The following is a 17866-nucleotide window of genomic DNA, read 5'->3' as shown; positions in this document are numbered from 1 at the left end:
GGTTCTCCCGGAGCCGGGGATGTACGGGGGAAGGGTTCAGCCGGCGGTGCAGGACCGGATCTGCGGCCGTGCGGAGGTGTTGCCGTTGAAGGTGGTGGTGAAGCCGAACGTGGTGCCGGAGCCGTTGGACTTCACCGTCATCACGTTGCCGCTGCTGTCCCAGCTCGCCGTGCCGCTCCAGACGGTGCTGACCTTCTGCGGAGCGGTGAGGGCGACGACCACCGTCCAGGTGGAGGCGCCGCTGACGGTGACCGAGGTGTTGTACCGGTCGCCCCAGACGGTGCCGGCGGTCGCGGTCGCGGAGCAGCCGCCGCCCGGGGTGGTGGCGCCGCCGGCGTTGAGCGCGTTCAGCACCGACGTGTAGGCGGCCTTCTTGTTGCCGCTCGCGTCGAACAGCAGCGGGTTGGTGCCGGTCCGCCACGAGTCGCTGTCCCGGATGCCCCACACGGTGATGCCGGTGCAGCGGGCCACGGCGAGACACGCCTTGGTGACGGCGGCGTACGCGGCGGCCTGGTTGCTGCCGGAGATGTCCAGCTCGGTGATCTGCACGTCGACGCCGAGGTCGGCGAAGCGCTGCAGGTTGGACTGGTAGTCGCCGGGCGCAGAGTTGGTCAGGTGCGACTGGAAGCCGACGCAGTCGATCGGGACGCCGCGGGCCTTGAAGTCACGGACCATGTTGTAGACGGCGGTGCTCTTCGCGTTGACGCCGTCGGTGTTGTAGTCGTTGTAGCAGAGCTTCGCGCCCGGGTCGGCGGCCCGCGCCGACCGGAACGCGGCCTCGATCCAGTCGTTGCCGGTGCGCTGCAGGCTGGAGTCGCGGCGCGAGCCCCGGCCGTCGTCGGCGAACGCCTCGTTCACCACGTCCCACGAGTGGATCTTGCCCTTGTAGTGGGTGGCGACCTGGGTGACGTGGTTGAGCATGGCCGAGCGCAGGGTGCTGCCGGACAGCGACTGCGCCCAGCCGGGCATCTGCGAGTGCCAGGCCAGCGCGTGACCGCGGACCTTCTGGTTGTTGGCCTGCGCCGTGGCCAGGATCCGGTCGCCGCTGGAGTAGTTGAAGACGCCGCGGGACGGCTCGGTGGCGTCCCACTTCATCTCGTTCTCCGCGGTGACCGAGGTGAACTCGCTCTTCAGGATCCGGGTGTAGGTGCTGTCGCCGAGCTTCGACGCGGCGATCGCGGCGCCGAAGTAGCGGCCCTTCGCCTCAGCCGACGCGCCCAGGGTGGCGGCGGCGTCGGAGGTGCCGGCGAAGAAGATCGCGGCGGCGGCGCCGACCGTGCCGGTCAGCAGGACCGGCAGCAGTTTGCGGAGCATGGGGAAACCTTTCCGGGGCGGGGAATTCCGTACGCGAGAACAGATCAGGGGATGCGTACGGCATTACGTCCGGCGATGTTGCCACAATTATCAGCACGTTTCAAACCGCATGTTTCTCCAGCTCAGAGCGGTTTTAATAGCCCGACCAGAACGGTATGTTCACGATAACAACTTCTTTGGAAACAATTCCTCGACCACGGCGGGGTCGCTCACATAACAACTTTTACAAAGATTTTTCCCAAGCGTCGTGGCGCGGTATGGTGCCCGGCAGCGCGAGACGATCGAGGACGGGCCGGGCGATGAGAGTGACCGAGACTACGACGGCCGACCTGGTCGTCGCGGCGCAGCGAGGTGACCGGCAGGCCCTCGACCGGCTCGTCGCCGAGCACCTCCCCCTCGTCTACAACCTCGCCGCCGGCGCCCTCGAGGATCCGGCCGACATCGACGACGTCGTGCAGAACACGATGCTGCGGGCCGTCCGGGATCTGAGCTCCCTCCGTACCCCCGCAAGTTTTCGCCCCTGGCTCGCCGCGATCACCGTCCGGCAGGTCGGCACCCACCAGCAGCAGGCGGCACGCGACCGGACCGCGCCCCTCGACGAGGCGGCCGGCCGGCCCGACCCGCACGCCGAGATCGAGGACCTCACCGTGCTCCGGGCGCACCTGTCCGGCCAGCGCCGCGAGGTCGCCGAAGCCACCCGCTGGCTCGACCCCGGCGACCGGACCGTCCTCGCCCTGTGGTGGCAGGAGGTCGCCGGGCTGATCACCCGCGCCGACCTCGCCGACGCGGCCGGGCTCAGCGTCGCCCACGCCGGCGTCCGGATCCAGCGGATGCGCGCCGAACTCGACGCCGCCCGCGGCATCGTGGCCGCCCTCGCCGCCCGGCCCGCCTGCCCCGGCCTCGCCGCCACGGTCACCGGGTGGGACGGGCGGCCCAGCGGCCTGTGGCGCAAACGGATCGCCCGGCACGTCCGGTCCTGCCCCGCCTGCACCGCGGCCGCCGGCAACCGGATCCCGGCGGAACGGCTCCTGAGCAGCCTGCCCATGCTCGCCGTACCGGCCCGCCTGCTCGAAGCCACGCTCCTCAAGACCGCCGCCGGCGTCGCCGGTGTCGCCGCCGGGACCGGTGTCGCCGCCGGAACCGCGGGAACCGCCGCCGCCACCGGGGTGACCGCCGCGATCGCCGCGCATCCGTTCGCTGCCGCCGTGGCCGGCCTGACCGTCGCCGCCGCCATCGCCGTGCCCGTCATCACCGGCTCACGGTCCGGCCCGGCCGCCCCCGCCGTGACCGCCGCACCGGCCGCCTCGACCGTCCCGCTGGGTCGCCTCTCCCTGGAGTGGGCCGGCGGCGGATACCTCACCACCAGCGCGAACAGCGACGCCGCCGCGGTCGCCGGCGTCACCGCCGCCAGCCGCCGCCGGGCCACCTTCGTCGCCGTCGCCGGGCTCTCCGACCCGAAGTGCGTGTCGTTCCGCACGCTGGACGGGCGGTACCTGCGGCACTACGAACTGAAGGCGTACGCCCACGAGGTCGCCACCACCCCGATCTTCCGGCAGGACGCCACGTACTGCCCGCAGCCCGGCGTCAGCACCGACACCGTGATGCTGCGATCGTTCAACTACCCCGAGTTCTACCTGCGGTGGGACGGCAGCGGCCTCGGCATCGGCTACTTCAAGGACACCGTCGACTTCCGTACCGCGAGCTCCTTCCGCCTCCGCCCCGCCCTCGCCGCCAACTAGGCTGCCCGGCGGTGTCGGTTACCGGAGGTGGACGTTGAACGGCCCGGAGAAACAGTCGGAACTGTCCCGGTTCATGATCCTGATCTACGACCGGGTGACGCCGGAGAGCGCGCGGGCGGCGCCACCCGCGCTCCTCGAAGCTCACTTCCGGCTGCCCCGGCAGATCACCGAGACCGGCGGCCGGATCGTCAGCGGCCACGCCATGCGCCCCGCCTCGACCGCGGTCACGATCCGCGACAACACGGCGACGCCCGGCTCCACCGCCGGCCATCCCCTCGCCGCCTACTTCATCGTCGAGGCCTCCGACATCGACCACGCCACCTGGATCGGCCGCATGATCCCCGTCGCCGACGGCTGGGTCGAGGTCCGCCCCATCCTCACCGAGTAGCAGCCCTCCCCCGGCTGGCTGTCGGTGCTGTCTCAGCCGCTCCGAGACAGCCATGAGAACCAGCCGGGTCAGATGTCGAGGATCAGGGCGCGGTGGTCGGAGACCTCGGGAGTGGTCAGGACCTCGAAGTGCTTGACGGCGGCGACGTCGGAGACCAGCAGGTAGCTCGCGTGGCGGACCGGCTTGGGGTAGCGGGAGGTACGGGTGTCGGCGGCGCCGACCAGGTCGGTCAGGCCGGCCTCGGCCAGCACGCCGAACGTCTCGCTGTCCGGCAGCAGGTTGAAGTCGCCGCACAGCACCACCAGGTCGCGGAGGCCGCGGATCCGGCGGACCAGGTCGGCGAGCCGGTCGGCCTGGTCGCGGCGGGCCGGGGTGTCACCCTTGCCCCGCGGGTCGCGCAGGCCGTGGACCTGCACGATCCAGAGGGAGCGGCCGCCGGGGCGGTCGACGGTGCGTACCGCCAGGGCGACCCGGGGCCGGTCGGCGACCGTCCACTCCTCGTGGTCGGTGAACCCGCCGTGCACGAACGCCGACTCCACACCGGCCGCCGGCAGATCCTCGGCGAGCAGGGTGGCCAGGCCGAAGTCCTGGCGGTGGCGGGCGCCGGCGGCGTCGTGCACCGGGCCGGAGTCGGCGGCCACGAAGACGGCCTGATGGCGGGGCAGCGCGGCCCGGACGTCGGCGAGCAGGTCGGCGCGCTGCGGCAGGGCCCGTTCGCCGTCGGAGAACCGGGTCCAGCCGGTCAGCCCCGGTGTCCGCGTCACCTCCTGCAGGCAGATCACGTCGGCCCCGGCGGCGGGTAGCCAGGCGAGCAGGTCGTCGTACATCGCCCCGCCCCAGGCGTTCACACTCGCGATCCGCATGGCGCTGCCCTCCCCGTACGTCCGGAAAGGATCTTAAACGGCGAGCCGTCGCTCAGGCCGGTCGCCCGCACGCCGAAAGGCGCCTCAGCGACGGCTGACCTGGTCCTGGAGCCGACGCGGAAACCGCGTAGCCGTGGCCGGGCGCGGCGGGGTAGCCTTCGCGCGGATCGTGTCGGCTCGTCGATGGCCCGCGTGCGCCGCGAAGCACGTCGCTGATGAAGTCTGCAAGCTGGAGCGTGGTCGCTCCCCTGTGGTGAAGCCGGCGATCCGGGTGCGGACGCCCCGCGAGATCCGGTCGGCCCGGCGGCCCCGGCGGCACCGCTGCTGGGGGCATCTCGTCGCGGCGGCGCTGTGGCCGATGCACGACGCCAACCTGGGTACGCTCCTGCGCACCTGTGACGCGGTCGGAGCATGTCTGGCGGTGCCGCCGTTCGGCTGGGTGGACGCGGCTCTGGCCCGTGGCAACACGCTGCGGCAGCCGGCCTGTGTGCACCGGGTGGGCAGTCCGCTGCGCTGGCTCGCCGACGAGCGCCGGGCCGGCTCGGCGGTCCTCGGGGTGGAGTTGGCCGACGAGGCGGTACGGCTCGCCGACCTGCCGGCGGCCCGGCGCCGGACCGTCATGGTGCTCGGGCACGAGGCGACCGGCATCCCGCCGGAGGCACTGGACCTGCTGGACGGCGCGGTCGAGATCCCGATGACCGGCACCGGGTCCAGCCTCAACGTCGCGGTCGCGGGCTCACTGGTTCTCTACAAGCTCGCCGGGCTGCTCTGACGGCATACTCCGATCATGGACGGTCTTCCGGTACGCGAAATCGATGGCGCCGCCTTCTCCGATCTGGCCGGTTTCGGCCGCGAGTTCTCGAAGCTGCTGCGCGACTACACCTGGCACGGCACCGATCTGGACGCGTTCAACGACATCCTCCACGGCGGCTTCGGGACACCGCAGGGCCGATGGGTGCTGCGGTGGCGGAACGCGGAGCTGTCCCGGGCCACGCTCGGCCACGAGGCGACGACACGATGGCTCGAGGAGGTCCTGCAGAAATGCCATCCGTCGAACCGGCCGGACTTCCGGGCCCGGATCGAGAGCGCCCGGCGGGGCGAGGGCCCGACCCTCTTCGACATGTTCGTCGAGATCATCCGGGATCACGGTGACGACATCGTGCTGGAGCTGGCCTGACAGCTCCGCCGCACCTGCACCGAAGAGGTGCCGCCGGACGAGTATGTTGCCGGGCATGGGTGACGGAACAGCACGGGAGCATGCGGCGTCGTTCGGCAGTGCTGCTGCCGCGTACCAGCGGGGCCGTCCGCCGTACCCCCTCTCCGTTCGGGAATGGGCGGTGCCGCCCGGCGCCCGCCGGATCCTCGATCTGGGCGCCGGGACCGGCAAGTTCACCCGGCTCCTCGCCGACGCGGGCCTGGACGTGGTGGCCGTCGAGCCGTCGGCGGAGATGCGGGAGCAACTGGCCGCCGCTGTTCCCGGTGTGCAGGTTCTCGACGGGACGGCCGAGCGGATCCCGCTGCCGGACTGCCACGTGGACGCGGTCGTGGTGGCGCAGGCCTGGCACTGGGTGGATGCCGGGCGGGCGGTTCCCGAGGTGGCGCGGGTGCTGCGGCCGGGTGGCACGCTGAGCCTGGTGTGGAACGTCCGTGACCACACCGAGCCGTGGGTCGCCCGGCTCGACGACGTCCTGGGCCGCCACACCCGCGAGGACATCGACACCGAACCGGATCTCGGTGAGCCGTTCGGGCCGGTGGAACGGGCCGAGATCCGGTGGCGGCACCGGCTGGACCGGGCCGGGCTGCTCGACATGGTGGCGTCGCGCAGCTACGTCATCGTGCTGCCGGAGGAGCAGCGGCGGGAGCTGCTCGGCCGCGTCGAGCACCTGCTGGCGACCGATCCGGAGCTGCGGGGACGTACGGAGTTCGAGCTCCCGTACGTCACCCGCTGCACCCGGGCCGCCGCTCAGACCTGACTCGCGCCGCCGTCGACGTAGATCTCGGCGCCGGTCATGCAGGTGCTGGCGTCCGAGGCCAGGACGGCGACCGCGTCGGCGATCTCCTCCGGGCGGCCCTGCACGCCACGGTCGATCTCGCCCTGCGCGCGGTCCCCCGCGAAGCAGGCGTGATCAGCGCAGGGTGTCCACGTCGATGACGAAGCGGTAGCGCACGTCGGACTTGAGCACCCGCTCGTAGGCCTCGTTGACCGCCTCCGCGCCGATCACCTCGATCTCCGGGGCGATGCCGCGCTCGGCGCAGAAGTCCAGCATCTCCTGGGTCTCGGCGATGCCGCCGATCATCGAGCCGGCGAACGAGCGCCGGTTGCCGAACAGCGCGAACACCTGCACCGGCAGCGGCTCCGGCGGGGCGCCGACGCTGACCAGCGTGCCGTCCAGGGCCAGCAGCCGGAAGTAGGCGTTGATGTCGACCGGCGCGCTGACCGTGTTGATGATCAGGTCGAACGAGGCGGCCAGGGTCTCGAAGGTCGCCGGGTCGCTGGTCGCGTAGTAGTGCTTCGCGCCGAAGGCCAGCCCGTCGTCCTTCTTGCCGAGCGTCTGGGACAGCACCGTCACCTCGGCGCCCATCGCCACGGCGATCTTCACGGCCATGTGGCCGAGACCGCCCATGCCGACGACGGCGACCCGCTTGCCCGGGCCGGCCTTCCAGTGCGAGAGCGGGGAGTACGTGGTGATGCCCGCGCAGAGCAGGGGCGCGGCGGCCTCGTACGGGATGCTCTCCGGCACCCGGAGGACGAAGTCCTCGTCGACCACGACGTGCGTGGAGTAGCCGCCCTGCGTGACGGTGCCGTCGCGGTCGACGCTGCCGTACGTGCCGATGTTGCCCTCGGCGCAGTACTGCTCCTGGCCGGCCTGACAGTTCGCGCACTTGCGGCACGAGTTGACCATGCAGCCGACGCCGACCCGGTCGCCGGCGCTGTGCTTGGTGACCTCGGCGCCGACCTCGGTGACGTGGCCGACGATCTCGTGACCGACGGTCAGCGGGTACGGCACGGGGCCCCACTCGCCGCGGACGGTGTGGATGTCGGAGTGGCAGATCCCGGCGTACCGGATCTCGATCAGAACATCGCGCGGCCCGAGGTCACGGCGCTCGATCGTGGTCCGCACGAGCGGGTCGGTCGCGGACGGCGCGGCGATGGCGTTGACGGTAAGAATGGTGCTTCTCCGATCAAAACGACGTTACGGATCGTCATTCTTTACCCAGCGAACCGCATGCTCACCCGGCGAACGAGACCCTGTCGTTAGGTGTACTGCCAGTGCACGGCTGGTCGTCATGACTGTCTCGACTGCTCCGGGACAGCCATGACGACCAGCCGCACACGATTGTCAGTTCAGGGTGGCGGTGTAGCGGCGGGTCTCGTCGTTGAAGGCCAACTTCCAGGTGCCGGAGTACGGGAGAGCGATGTCGGCCCCGTTCCGGTCGGCGACGCCGTCCGTGTCGTCGTCACCGAAGTTGGTGGCCCAGGTGCCGTCGACGTCGAACTTGAACCGTTCCGGGCCGCCCGACGCGAAGCGGACGGTGGCGGTCCAGGTGTGGTCGGCGGTCAGCGTCATCGGCGTGGTCCCCCAGCCGTTGGCGGTGCCCCGGACGTGCAGGGACGGGTAGTTGTGGGCGGGTTGGGACCAGCGTACGGCGTACGCCTTGGTGCTGGTGTTGAAGTCGATCGTGTAGCGCCCGGCGCCATTGGTGACCGGAATGTCCGCCCCGTCACGGTCGGCGATGCCGTCGCGCTGCTGGTCGCCGTAGTTCTCCGACCAGTCGCCGGTGATGTCGAACTTGAACCGCTCGTCGGCCCCGGACCCGAAGTCGGCCTGCACGGTCCAGTCGTGCGGCGTGCCCGGCACCCGGGTCATCGCGGTGGTGCCCCAGCCGTTGCTGGTGCCGCGCAGGAACACCTGCGGAACGTCCCCGGCGAACGTGACGCGGACCCGGGCCTCGGTGGCGCCGACCGACTCGGTACGGATCGTCACACCGTTGGCGGCGTCGGTGAACGTGCTGCCGACCCGCAACGGAGCGTCCTGGAACCAGCCGTCGGCGGTGGTGTCCAGCAGCGAGCTGTCCGGACCGTACACCCGCCGCAGCGAGACGCCGTTCATCAGCGCCGGATTGTCGGCGACCCGGGCGTCCCAGTACTGGCCGTAGGGCCGGCGGAAGTCGATGTCGTACGCCTGGCCGTCGGGCAGCGGGATCCGCAGGCTCCGCGGCGCGGTGGTGTCGACCTCCGAGGGCGCGACCGGGTACGTCCCGTCGGCGGTGATCGTGGTGACGCCGCTGTCCGGGATCCAGCCGAGACGGTTCTTGGTGTAGGCGGAGAACTGCATCTGGTCGTACGCGGCCCCCATCGAGTCGAACGGATCCCCGTACTCGTCGACCTCGCAGGCCTGGCCGTTCTCGATGACCGCGTAGCCGCCGCCGGCGTCACGGCAGCGCAGCGCGTGCGCGTGGTACAGCCCGAAGTTGTGGCCGAGCTCGTGGTGCGCCACCGCCCGGACGGCCGGCTCGCCCTGGTAGATGTTGACGCTGACCTGGCCGCCGATCCACGCCCAGCCGCCGTAACCGCAGTTGCGGGCGCCGCCGTCGATCAGGTACTCGATCCGGTCGTACCCGCTGAGGTCGAGCCCGGCGGCGCGGACCGCGGTCTCCCCGGCGGTGGCCTCGGCCCAGCAGCCGGTGTCGGCGGGCACCTCGAGGTAGCCGAAGACGTCGCCGCGCAGGTCGTACTTCGCCCAGGAGCTCTCCCGGAAGTACGCGGACACCGAGTTGGGCGCGGTGAAGAAGCTCTGCCGCACCTCGGCGGGCGTCATCGGCTGGCCGCCGGACGGGCCGGGCCGCAGCAGCACCACGGCGAGGGTCTCCTCACCGGTGACCTGCGGGGCGGCGGCGGTGGCGAGCGGGTGGGCCTCGGCGGCCTCCAGCGCCGACGCGGTCTGCCGGCCGGTGACCGAGGCACGCTGACCGGGGACGAGGTCGTCGAAGACCTCGTCGGCGCCGTCCAGGCGGATCCGGTCGCCGTCGGCCTCGCGCAGGAACCGCAGCTCCTGGTGGCCGCCGGCGCTGCCGAGGGCGGGGGTGCTTTCGATGAGCTCATAGACGCCGTCGACGGTGCGCGCACCGGTGGCGGCCGCCGCTGGGCCGGCCACCAGTGCGCTGCCGCCGACCAGGGACAGTGTCGTGAGGAGCGATAGGAAGGTTCTCACGGGCGGTGACCGTAAGCGCACGTCACGAACCTTGCAAGAAGCATCATTTCCTGCAAGAGAACGTCATGTGTCGCCGTTGCGTCCACTCCGGACGCTCACCCCCGCCGAGCTGGGGCGGGGCACGGCCATGAGGATTTACAGTGGCGTGCGCCACGCACCCGGTCCCTTAGGCGACGGTGAGGTGGTAGGTCGCGGTCACGGTGAAGCCGTAACCGTCACCACCGTCGAGCCGGATCGAGTGCTGCCCCGGAGCCAAGGGATCGAGCCGCTTCCACAGGCCCCAGACGGTCATCCGGATCGGTCCGCGGGTCCGGGTCACCGGGTTGAGCAGCGCGCCCACGACCGGGAACGGCTCTTGCGTCGCGATCACGTCCAGCTCGACCGGAACGCCGTCGACGGCCAGGGACCCGTGCGCCCGGGGCAGGTGCGGCGGGGGCCCGTACGCGCCGCGGTGCCACATGTTGAACGCCGGCGCGAACAACGGCACCCCCGCGGGCACGGTGCAGGTCCGCTCGACCTCCCCGCCGAACGTGCCGGCCAGGAACCAGACGTCACCGGGCTGGTTGACGCCCGCGTACGCGCCCGTGGTGTCCGACACCGGATTGCGCAACGGTCCTGTTCCCGCCACCCACCGCACCCAGCGGGCGGCGAGTCCTTCCGGGGATTCCGGGGCGTACGGCAGCGGCAGCGCGCGGCGCGAGAAGATCGACATAGGCGCACACCTTAATTGATCAACCGGTACGGCCGATCCGGTGCAGAAGCTCCTGGAGCAGCAGGCCGCGGTGGACGTCGAGCGGGTGCGGGACGCCGGTGCGGACGGCGGCGGCGAACTCCGCCCGCAGGATCGGCCAGCACTCGGCGTGATCGATGGTCGCGAAATCGAGGGCCAGCATGCCGGACGGCCCGAACAGCTCGATACCCGCGCGGGACGACGGCAGCCCGATCGCGCCGGACAGCGAGAGCTGGCTGACCGCGCCGCCACGGTGCCGGCACGACACCTCGACCCAGCGGCGGCTGTCACCGGTGGCGTGCACGTCCTCGATCGGGCCGAGCGCCGCGTCGACCAGGTCCATCAGGTGCGGGCCGAGGTCGTGGAGCGCGCCGAGGGCCAGCCGCCACCCGGTCGCCATCGCGCCGCCGAGGAACGCGCCGTGCAGATACCGGGACTGCGCGCCGGTCGCGTCGAAACCGGCGGCGGCGGCCAGGAAGGCGCGCGTCGCCGGGTGGTACCGCTTGGTCAGCACCAACTGGGTGACCACACCGGACTCGGCGACCGCGCCGGCCAGCGCACGCGCGGCACCAACATCGAGGGCGATCGGCTTCTCCAGCAGCAACGCCTTCCCGGCCCGCGCGGCGCGGGGCGCCAGCGCGGCCTGCACATCCGGCGGCACGGCGAAGGCGACGGCCTCACAGCGGTCGAGCAGTTCGTCGTACGAGGATGCCGCGTACGTCCCCAGCCGTGCGGCGAGTTCGGCGGCCGCGTCCGGACGGCGCGCCCAGACGGCGGCCAGCCGGGTCTCCGGGCCGGCCGCGAGCACCGGCCCGTGCATGGTCGCCGCCCACGGCCCGGCACCGGCCAGCCCGACCTCAACAGGGTTCATACCGGACATACTGCCGGTACGGTCAGCAGCTGACCGGTTCCGCGGCCGGCATCATCCGGGCGAGTTCGGCGTCCACCGCCGCCGGGGCGTACACCTGATCCACCACCATCGCGTGCCCGCCGATCACCACCGACTGAGTGCCGAGCCGGCTCGTGCCGACCTCCAGGTGCCGGGTCGAGCGGGGCAGCGCGCTCTGGTAAAGCACCTCGCGCACCCCGGTGACGAAATGGATGTCGGCCAGGTCCCCGGCGATGATCAGGACGGCCGGATTGACCATGCAGACCACGGTGGACAGCACCTCACCGACGAGCTTTCCGGCGGTACGGGCCAGGTGCACCGCCTCGGCGTGCCCGGATCGGATCCGTTCCACCAGCTCGGCGCCGGACGAGGTGGGCGTGCCGGACGCGGTGAGCCGCTGCGCCAGCGCGAGTCCACTGGCCACCGCCGCCAGGCAGCCGTACAGGCCGCACTCGCAGCGGGCCTCACGGTGCTCGTACAGCCGGATGTGGCCGATGTCGCCGGCGCCACCGTCGATGCCGCGGTACACCTGCCCGTCGATGACCACGCCGGCGCTGATCCCGGTGGCCACCTTGACCAGCACCAGGGCCGGGCAGTCCGGGTGGTGCGCGGTCTGCTCCCCCAGGGCCATCAGGTTGGCGTCGTTGTCGACGTACACCGGCCGTCGCCAGATGCGGCGCAGCCGCTCCGCGATCGGATAGCCGTCCCAGCCCGGCATGATCGGCGGCTGGGTGACCATGCCGAAGTCGAACTCGACCGGGCCGGGCACGCCGACGGCGATTCCGCGGACCTGCCCCGCCTCCCAGCCGACCCGGGCCAGCACCCGCTGGAAGGCGCCGTCGACCCAGGCCAGCACCGCCTCCGGCCCGGTCCCTATCTTGATCGGCTCGTGTTCCTCGGCCAGCGGCTGCCCGCCCAGATCGACGACGGCGGCGCGGGCGTGGTTGCCGCCCAGGTCGGCGACCAGCACCACGCCGTGCCCGGTGTCGAACTCCAGCAACTCGGCGGGCCGCCCGCCGGTCGAGCCCTCGACGCCGCACGCCCGCAGGTAGCCGGCCGCCCGTAGCACGTCCAGGCGCTGCGTGATGGTGGACCGGGACAGGCCGGTGTAACTCTGCAGCTCGCCGCGGGTACGGGCGCGCCCGGTACGGACCAGCCACAGCAGGTGCCCCGCCGAGTTCTGGTTGACGCCCCACCTGTCCCTGACGTTCATCTGCTCAGCGTATGCATCGCGCGGCCCCGCGGTGCCCCGGCCGGATTTGCGACCCTATCGGGTCTGACCTGCGACGACGCCTCGTTTTCCCGGTGCCCGGACGGGCGGGGAACGGCGGCGGCATCGACCGTTTCACCCGGCGGGGCGGCCACTATTGCCCGACCGTACGACAGAAGTCGCCCAGCTGATCAACCTAACTTCCCGCGTTATGCCCGCGCGCCCGCCGTTGTTGCGATGAAATGTCCGAGTGTCTCAGACAGTGCAGATCACCTCTCCGCGTCACGTCGAGGTGATCGATCAGCCCTCTCCCGAGCTGCGCGCCGGTCAGGTGCGGGTGCGAACCACGTTCTCCGGCATCTCGGCCGGCACCGAACTGACCGCCTACCGCGGCTCCAACCCCTACCTGAACAAAGCGTGGGACCCCGACCTGCGGATGTTCACCGACGGCATCGGCGGGCTCAGCTATCCGGTCGCCGGGCTCGGCTACTCCGAGGTCGGCCGGATCGTCGAGATCGCCCCCGACCTGGCCGGCGACCCCACCGTCCCGCCGGTCGGCGCGAACGTGTGGGGCATCTGGGGTCACCGCGGCGAAGCCGTGCTGGCGGCCGACAAGGTCCGCGGCTGCACCGTCCCGGTCGGCCTCGACCCGATCGCGGCGACGTTCGCCCGGGTCGGCGCGGTCGCGCTGAACGCGGTGCTGGCCGCCGACGTCCACCTCGGCGAGACCGTCGCCGTCTTCGGCCAGGGCGTGCTCGGCCTCATCGCGACCCGCCTGGTCCGGCTCTCCGGCGGTACGGTCGTCGCCGTCGACGCGGTGCCCGGCCGCCTGCAGAAGGCCCTCGAGTACGGCGCCGACACCGTCCTGGACGCCCGCGACGGCACGTCCGGCCAGCAGATCCGCAAACTCACCGACGGCCGCGGCGCCGACGTGGCGATCGAGATCAGCGGCTCGTACCCTGCGCTGCACGAGGCGATCCGCTCGGTCGCGGTCGGCGGCCGGGTGGTCGCGGCCGGTTTCTACCAGGGCGACGGCGCCGGGCTGCGGCTCGGCGACGAGTTCCACCACAACCGGGTCAACCTGATCTGCTCCCAGATCGGCGGCGTGCCCGCGGCGGTCGCCGGGCGCTGGGACCAGTTCCGGCTCAACCAGACCTTCCTGCGGCTCGCCGCCGACCACCAGATCGACCCGGCCGGCCTGGTCAGCCACGTCGTCCCGGTCAGTGAGGCGGCCGACGCCTACCGCATGCTCGACCACAGTCCCCACGAGGCCCTCCAGGTGGTGCTGACCTTCCCATGATCAAGATCTCGTGTCAGGAACAGTTGCTGCCGGGGAAGACCCTGCGGGAGAAGTACGCGTTCGCGCACGACGCCGGGTTCGGCGGCATCGAGTTGCGGGCCCAGGGCGGGTACGCGTTCCGGGACCGGCTGCCGGAGCTGCGGCAGGCCGTGCGGGACGGGGTGCCGATGCCGTCGGTGTGTGTCGACATGGCGCACTTCTTCGGCGCGTTCGACCCGTCGTTGCGCCGTGACGCCGTCGACCAGCTGAAGTCGCAGCTGTCGGTGATCGCCGAGGTGGGCGGGCCGGGCGCGGTGGTGTGCACGCCCGCGTCGTGGGGGATGTTCTCGCGCCGGCTGCCGCCGTTCGAGCCGCCGCGCAGCGAGGCGGACGACCGGATCGTGCTCCTGGAGGGCCTCGCCGAGCTGGGTGAGCACGCGGCGCGGGAGGGAGCGGTGCTCGCGCTGGAACCCCTCAACCGGTACGAGGACCACATGGTCAACCGGCTCGACCAGGCGGTCGAACTGATCGAGGCGGCCGGGCTGCCGTCGCTTCGCGTCCTCGCCGACACCTACCACATGAACATCGAGGAGGACGAGCCCACGTCGGCGCTGGTCACGGCCGCGGCGCACCTCGGTCACGTGCAGGTCAGCGACTCCAACCGGTTCCAGCCGGGCGCCGGGCACCTGGACTGGGCGGCGCTGCTCGGCACCCTGGACGCGATCGGCTACGACGGCTGGCTGGCCGTCGAGTGCCGCCTGCGCGGCGAGCCGACCGCGGCTGTCGCCTCGATCCCCGCCTTCCTGCGCCGCAACGACGTCTGCGTCCCGGCATGACAGCCGTCATCGAGCGGTCCCGGCTCACCACCGCCGACCTGGATCGGGCGGCGCGGCGGGTGCTCGTGGCGAACTGGCGGCGGCACGCCACCGTTCCCGCCTCCCGCCTGTACCCGCACCAGTGGAGCTGGGACTCGGCGTTCATCGCGATCGGGCTGCGGCACCTGTCGCCGGTACGGGCGCAGCGGGAGCTGGAGTCGCTGTTCGGCGCGCAGTGGCCGGACGGCCGGATCCCGCACATCGTGTTCGACCCGTCCGTGCCGGCGGACGCGTACTTCCCCGGCCCGGCGTTCTGGCAGGCCCACGCCCAGGGAACCCCGACGTCCGGAATCGTTCAGCCGCCCGCCCACGCGCTCGCCGCCTGGCTGACGTTCCGGGCCGATCCGGCGGCGGCCCGGGCCCGCGGGTTCCTGCCCCGGATCTACCCCCGGCTGGTCGCCTGGCACCGCTACCTGACGACCCGGCGGGATCTGACCGGAAACGGGCTCGTGTCGATCGTGCATCCGTGGGAGTCCGGTCTGGACAACAGTCCCGCCTGGGACGTTCCGTTGTCCCGGGTGACGCCGGTGCCACCCACCGAGTTCACCCGCCGCGACCTCAACCATGCCGCCGCCGCCGAACGGCCGACCGATACTGATTACGGCCGCTACGTGCGGCTGGCCCGCGACTACCGCGACGCCGGATACGCCGATTCGCTCGCCGGGCACGGTTTCGCGGTGGAGGATCCGCTGTGCAACGCGCTGCTCATCGCCGGCGAGCACGCGCTGGCCGCGATCGCCGCTGAGGTCGGGGCCGATCCCGCGCCGCACCGCGCGTCGGCGGAGCGGTCGGCCCAGGACCTGACCAGTTTGCTGTACGACCGGAGCGACCGAACGTTCTTTCCCCGCGACGCGCACACCGGCGCGTTGCTCCGCACGTACTCGATCAGCGGTCTTCTGCCGTTGATCGTCCCGGGCCTGCCGGTCGCCGGAGAGCTGATCGAGACCGCGCTCAGCGACCGCTTCCGTCTGGCCGACGCGTGCCCGCCCCCGTCCTACGACCTGACCGCCGCCGATCACGACCCGGTCAAGTATTGGCGAGGTCCGGGATGGATCAACACCGGCTGGCTGCTCTGGTACGGCCTGCACCTGCACGGTGCGTCATCGCTCGCCGACGATCTGCGGCGTCGCATGCTGGACCGGGTCCGGCGGTCCGGCTTCCGTGAATACTTCAACCCGCTGACCGGAATCGGTCACGGCACCGACGACTTCAGCTGGACCGCCGCCCTGACCCTCGACCTGCTCCGCGCCTCCCCACCCGCCCACGTGTGGAGTTCAGCCGTCCCAGACACCCCAACCCGACACACCGACTCGGCCACCCCCAGCGTGTGGAGTTCGGCCGCCATGCGCGCCCAAAACCAACACGCCGATCCGGGCCATGAACCGGAACTGCCCGGCGTGTGGAGTTCGGGCGCCATGCGCACCCGAAACCAACACGCCGATCCGGGCCACGAACCGGAACTGCCCGGCGTGTGGAGTTCGGCCGGCATACGCGCCCGAAAACAACACGCTGAACGGGGTTGCGGGACGGGTGCCGGCGCGTGAGCGGGTACTCGGTGGTGGCCGGGACGACCTGCCTGCTGACGAACGCGCCTGGTGGTGATCTCGCCGGTGACGGGACGGACGGGTTCTTTGTCGACGACTGCCGGCACCTGTCACGGCTGGTGCTGCGGGTGGCGGGCCCGGTCCTGCGGGTGCTGCGCGCCGATGCCACGTCCGCCGTCTTCGTGCCGGAGTCGGGGCGGCATGCTGATCCGCCGTACACGCTGGTCCGTCGCCGTCGGGTTCGGGCCGGCCGGCTGGTCGAGACACTCGAGCTGACCGGTTTCGCCGAGGCCGGGCAGACGGTCGAGCTGGGTTATGAGGTGGCGGCCGACTTCGCTGACCAGTTCGAGTTGCGATCGGCGCGCGTGTTCGGCAAACCGGACGCCGTCCGCGGGACGGAGGTGACAGCAGGGCGGCTGACCTGGACGTACGCCAGAAAGGGTTTCGCCCGCACCACAGTCGTGGACACCGTCCCGGCGGGAGACGTCACGGACGGTCATATCGGGTGGTCGGTGGTGGTGCCGCCACGGGGGACGGTGACGCTGGAGATCACCGTGTCGGCGGGACCTGGCGGGAGCACCGGGCCCGACGTCGCCGGGACGCTTCCCTCGGTGAGCCGTGGTGACCTGGCGAGATGCGTACATCAAGGCCTCTCGGATCTTGATGCGCTGAGCATGCCGGTGCCGGAGATCCCGGGGGCGATCATGCCGGCCGCCGGCGCGCCCTGGTTTCTCACCGTCTTCGGCCGGGACAGCCTGCTGACCTCGCTGTTCGCGCTGCGGCACCGGCCGGAGCTGGCGGCCGGGACGTTGCGGGCGCTGGCCGCCGCACAGGGCCGGGTCGTCGACGAGTCGCGGGTGGAGGAACCCGGCAAGATCATTCACGAGACGCGGCGCGGGGAGCTGGCGACGCTGGGTGAGGTGCCGTACGCCCGCTACTACGGCTCGGTCGACGCGACGCCGCTCTTCCTCATGCTGATGTCCGAATATCATCAGGTCACGGGCGATGACGGGCTGATCCGGCGGCTCGCGCCCGCGGCCCGCGCCGCCGTCGGCTGGATGCTCGGGCCGGGTGGGCTGTCCGGCGGCTACCTGCGGTACCGCACCGACCTGCCCGGGCTGGTGCACCACTGCTGGAAGGACTCCGCCGACTCAATCGTCTTCGCCGACGGCAGGGCGGCGGCCGGCCCGATCGCGGTCGCCGAGGCGCAGGGGTACGCCTACCGGGCCCTGCTCGGCGCCGCCCGCCTCGCCGACCGCGTATGGGACGATCCGGCCTGGTCGGTGACGCTGACCGGCACGGCGTCCGGCCTGCGCGAACGGTTCGCCGCCGACTTCCGCCTGCCGGACGGTTTCGTAGCGCTCGCCCTCGACGCCTCCGGCGCCGCTGTCGACGCGGCGGCCTCCAACGCCGGGCACGTGCTGTGGTGCGGCCTGCTCGACGACGACTGGGCCGCCGGCGTGGCGGCCCGGCTGGCCGGTGACGACTTCTTCTCCGGCTGGGGGGTGCGGACTCTGGCCGCCGGTCAGGTCCCGTACCACCCGCTGTCCTATCACCGGGGCGGTGTGTGGCCGCACGACACGGCGATCACGGTGGCCGCGCTGGCCGCCGGTGGGCACCGTGCCGAGGCGGAGACGATCGCCGACGGCCTGATCGCCGCCGCCGCGCACACCGGCGGCCGGCTGCCCGAGGTGATGACCGGTCTGACCCGCGAGCCGGGGCACGGGCCGGTCCCGTACCCGCACTCCTGCTCCCCGCAAGCCTGGGCCGCCGCTGCTCCCCTGCTCCTGCTGGATCTGTGAGATCGAAAATAAAAAGGTGC

The 17866-nt window shown here is 71.9% G+C and carries 17 protein-coding genes; 9 read left to right on the top strand and 8 right to left on the bottom strand.

The window, feature by feature from the left end:
• Positions 1-36: 36 nt before the first annotated feature.
• The gene (locus tag ACZ3II_RS33765; protein ID WP_465522969.1) at positions 37-1314 is read right to left on the bottom strand and encodes a glycoside hydrolase family 10 protein; all 1278 of its coding nucleotides are present in this window, start codon (positions 1312-1314) and stop codon (positions 37-39) included.
• Between the two features lie 299 nt (positions 1315-1613).
• Here ACZ3II_RS33765 and ACZ3II_RS33760 point away from each other — a divergent pair, with 299 nt between their 5' ends.
• Both ACZ3II_RS33760 and ACZ3II_RS33755 read left to right on the top strand, forming a co-directional pair.
• Positions 1614-3053: a sigma-70 family RNA polymerase sigma factor gene (locus ACZ3II_RS33760; RefSeq protein WP_465522967.1), complete on the top strand. Its 1440-nt coding sequence runs from the start codon at positions 1614-1616 to the stop codon at positions 3051-3053.
• 34 nt (positions 3054-3087) lie between these two features.
• On the top strand, positions 3088-3441 hold the full coding sequence (locus ACZ3II_RS33755) for a YciI family protein (protein WP_465522965.1): 354 nt from the start codon (positions 3088-3090) through the stop codon (positions 3439-3441).
• 68 nt (positions 3442-3509) lie between these two features.
• On the opposite strand, the gene ACZ3II_RS33750 is transcribed toward ACZ3II_RS33755, so the two are convergent.
• The gene (locus tag ACZ3II_RS33750; protein ID WP_465522963.1) at positions 3510-4304 is read right to left on the bottom strand and encodes an endonuclease/exonuclease/phosphatase family protein; all 795 of its coding nucleotides are present in this window, start codon (positions 4302-4304) and stop codon (positions 3510-3512) included.
• A gap of 253 nt (positions 4305-4557) precedes the next feature.
• On the opposite strand from ACZ3II_RS33750, the gene ACZ3II_RS33745 reads away from it, so the two are divergent.
• The 3 genes from ACZ3II_RS33745 to ACZ3II_RS33735 are packed head-to-tail and all read left to right on the top strand — an operon-like array spanning position 4558 to position 6277.
• A complete protein-coding gene (locus tag ACZ3II_RS33745) occupies positions 4558-5076 on the top strand; it encodes a TrmH family RNA methyltransferase (protein WP_465522961.1) in 519 nt (172 codons plus the stop codon).
• Positions 5077-5091: 15 nt separating this feature from the next.
• Positions 5092-5481 (top strand): barstar family protein, encoded by a 390-nt coding sequence (locus ACZ3II_RS33740; RefSeq protein WP_465522959.1) that lies wholly within the window; start codon positions 5092-5094, stop codon positions 5479-5481.
• Between the two features lie 55 nt (positions 5482-5536).
• Complete coding sequence (locus ACZ3II_RS33735) at positions 5537-6277, top strand: class I SAM-dependent methyltransferase (protein WP_465522957.1); 741 nt, start codon at positions 5537-5539, stop codon at positions 6275-6277.
• Here the strand turns inward: ACZ3II_RS33735 and ACZ3II_RS33730 are convergent.
• The 6 genes from ACZ3II_RS33730 to ACZ3II_RS33705 form a co-directional block, all read right to left on the bottom strand.
• The gene (locus ACZ3II_RS33730) at positions 6268-6393 is read right to left on the bottom strand and encodes an SDR family oxidoreductase (protein WP_465523364.1); all 126 of its coding nucleotides are present in this window, start codon (positions 6391-6393) and stop codon (positions 6268-6270) included. The two genes, ACZ3II_RS33735 and ACZ3II_RS33730, sit on opposite strands and share 10 nt — an antisense overlap.
• Before the next feature lie 37 nt (positions 6394-6430).
• Positions 6431-7474, bottom strand: a complete 1044-nt coding sequence (locus ACZ3II_RS33725) for an NAD(P)-dependent alcohol dehydrogenase (RefSeq protein WP_465523362.1) — start codon at positions 7472-7474, stop codon at positions 6431-6433.
• A 171-nt stretch (positions 7475-7645) separates the two neighbouring features.
• Positions 7646-9517, bottom strand: coding sequence for a hypothetical protein (locus ACZ3II_RS33720; RefSeq protein WP_465522955.1), 1872 nt, complete (start codon positions 9515-9517; stop codon positions 7646-7648).
• A 166-nt stretch (positions 9518-9683) separates the two neighbouring features.
• The gene (locus ACZ3II_RS33715) at positions 9684-10229 is read right to left on the bottom strand and encodes a hypothetical protein (RefSeq protein ID WP_465522953.1); all 546 of its coding nucleotides are present in this window, start codon (positions 10227-10229) and stop codon (positions 9684-9686) included.
• Between the two features lie 19 nt (positions 10230-10248).
• Entirely contained in the window at positions 10249-11118 is an 870-nt protein-coding gene (locus tag ACZ3II_RS33710) for a Gfo/Idh/MocA family protein (protein WP_465522951.1), read from the bottom strand.
• 22 nt (positions 11119-11140) lie between these two features.
• A complete protein-coding gene (locus ACZ3II_RS33705) occupies positions 11141-12349 on the bottom strand; it encodes an ROK family transcriptional regulator (protein ID WP_465522949.1) in 1209 nt (402 codons plus the stop codon).
• A 247-nt stretch (positions 12350-12596) separates the two neighbouring features.
• Here ACZ3II_RS33705 and ACZ3II_RS33700 point away from each other — a divergent pair, with 247 nt between their 5' ends.
• The 4 genes from ACZ3II_RS33700 to ACZ3II_RS33685 are packed head-to-tail and all read left to right on the top strand — an operon-like array spanning position 12597 to position 17846.
• Positions 12597-13646, top strand: coding sequence for a zinc-dependent alcohol dehydrogenase (locus ACZ3II_RS33700; protein ID WP_465522947.1), 1050 nt, complete (start codon positions 12597-12599; stop codon positions 13644-13646).
• Positions 13643-14461 carry a sugar phosphate isomerase/epimerase family protein gene (locus ACZ3II_RS33695; protein WP_465522945.1) on the top strand — a complete coding sequence of 273 codons (819 nt, stop codon included), beginning with the start codon at positions 13643-13645 and terminating at the stop codon, positions 14459-14461. Before ACZ3II_RS33700 ends, ACZ3II_RS33695 begins: the two co-directional genes overlap by 4 nt.
• Positions 14458-16044: an MGH1-like glycoside hydrolase domain-containing protein gene (locus ACZ3II_RS33690; protein WP_465522943.1), complete on the top strand. Its 1587-nt coding sequence runs from the start codon at positions 14458-14460 to the stop codon at positions 16042-16044. Before ACZ3II_RS33695 ends, ACZ3II_RS33690 begins: the two co-directional genes overlap by 4 nt.
• Positions 16041-17846, top strand: a complete 1806-nt coding sequence (locus tag ACZ3II_RS33685; protein WP_465522941.1) for a glycogen debranching N-terminal domain-containing protein — start codon at positions 16041-16043, stop codon at positions 17844-17846. The genes ACZ3II_RS33690 and ACZ3II_RS33685 overlap by 4 nt, the downstream gene beginning before the upstream one ends.
• Positions 17847-17866 lie beyond the last annotated feature (20 nt).

The organism is Actinoplanes sp. NPDC019969 (genome assembly GCF_055562375.1).
The sequence above is the reverse complement of the archived record's forward strand: the minus strand, read 5'-3'. Positions and strand labels throughout refer to the sequence as shown.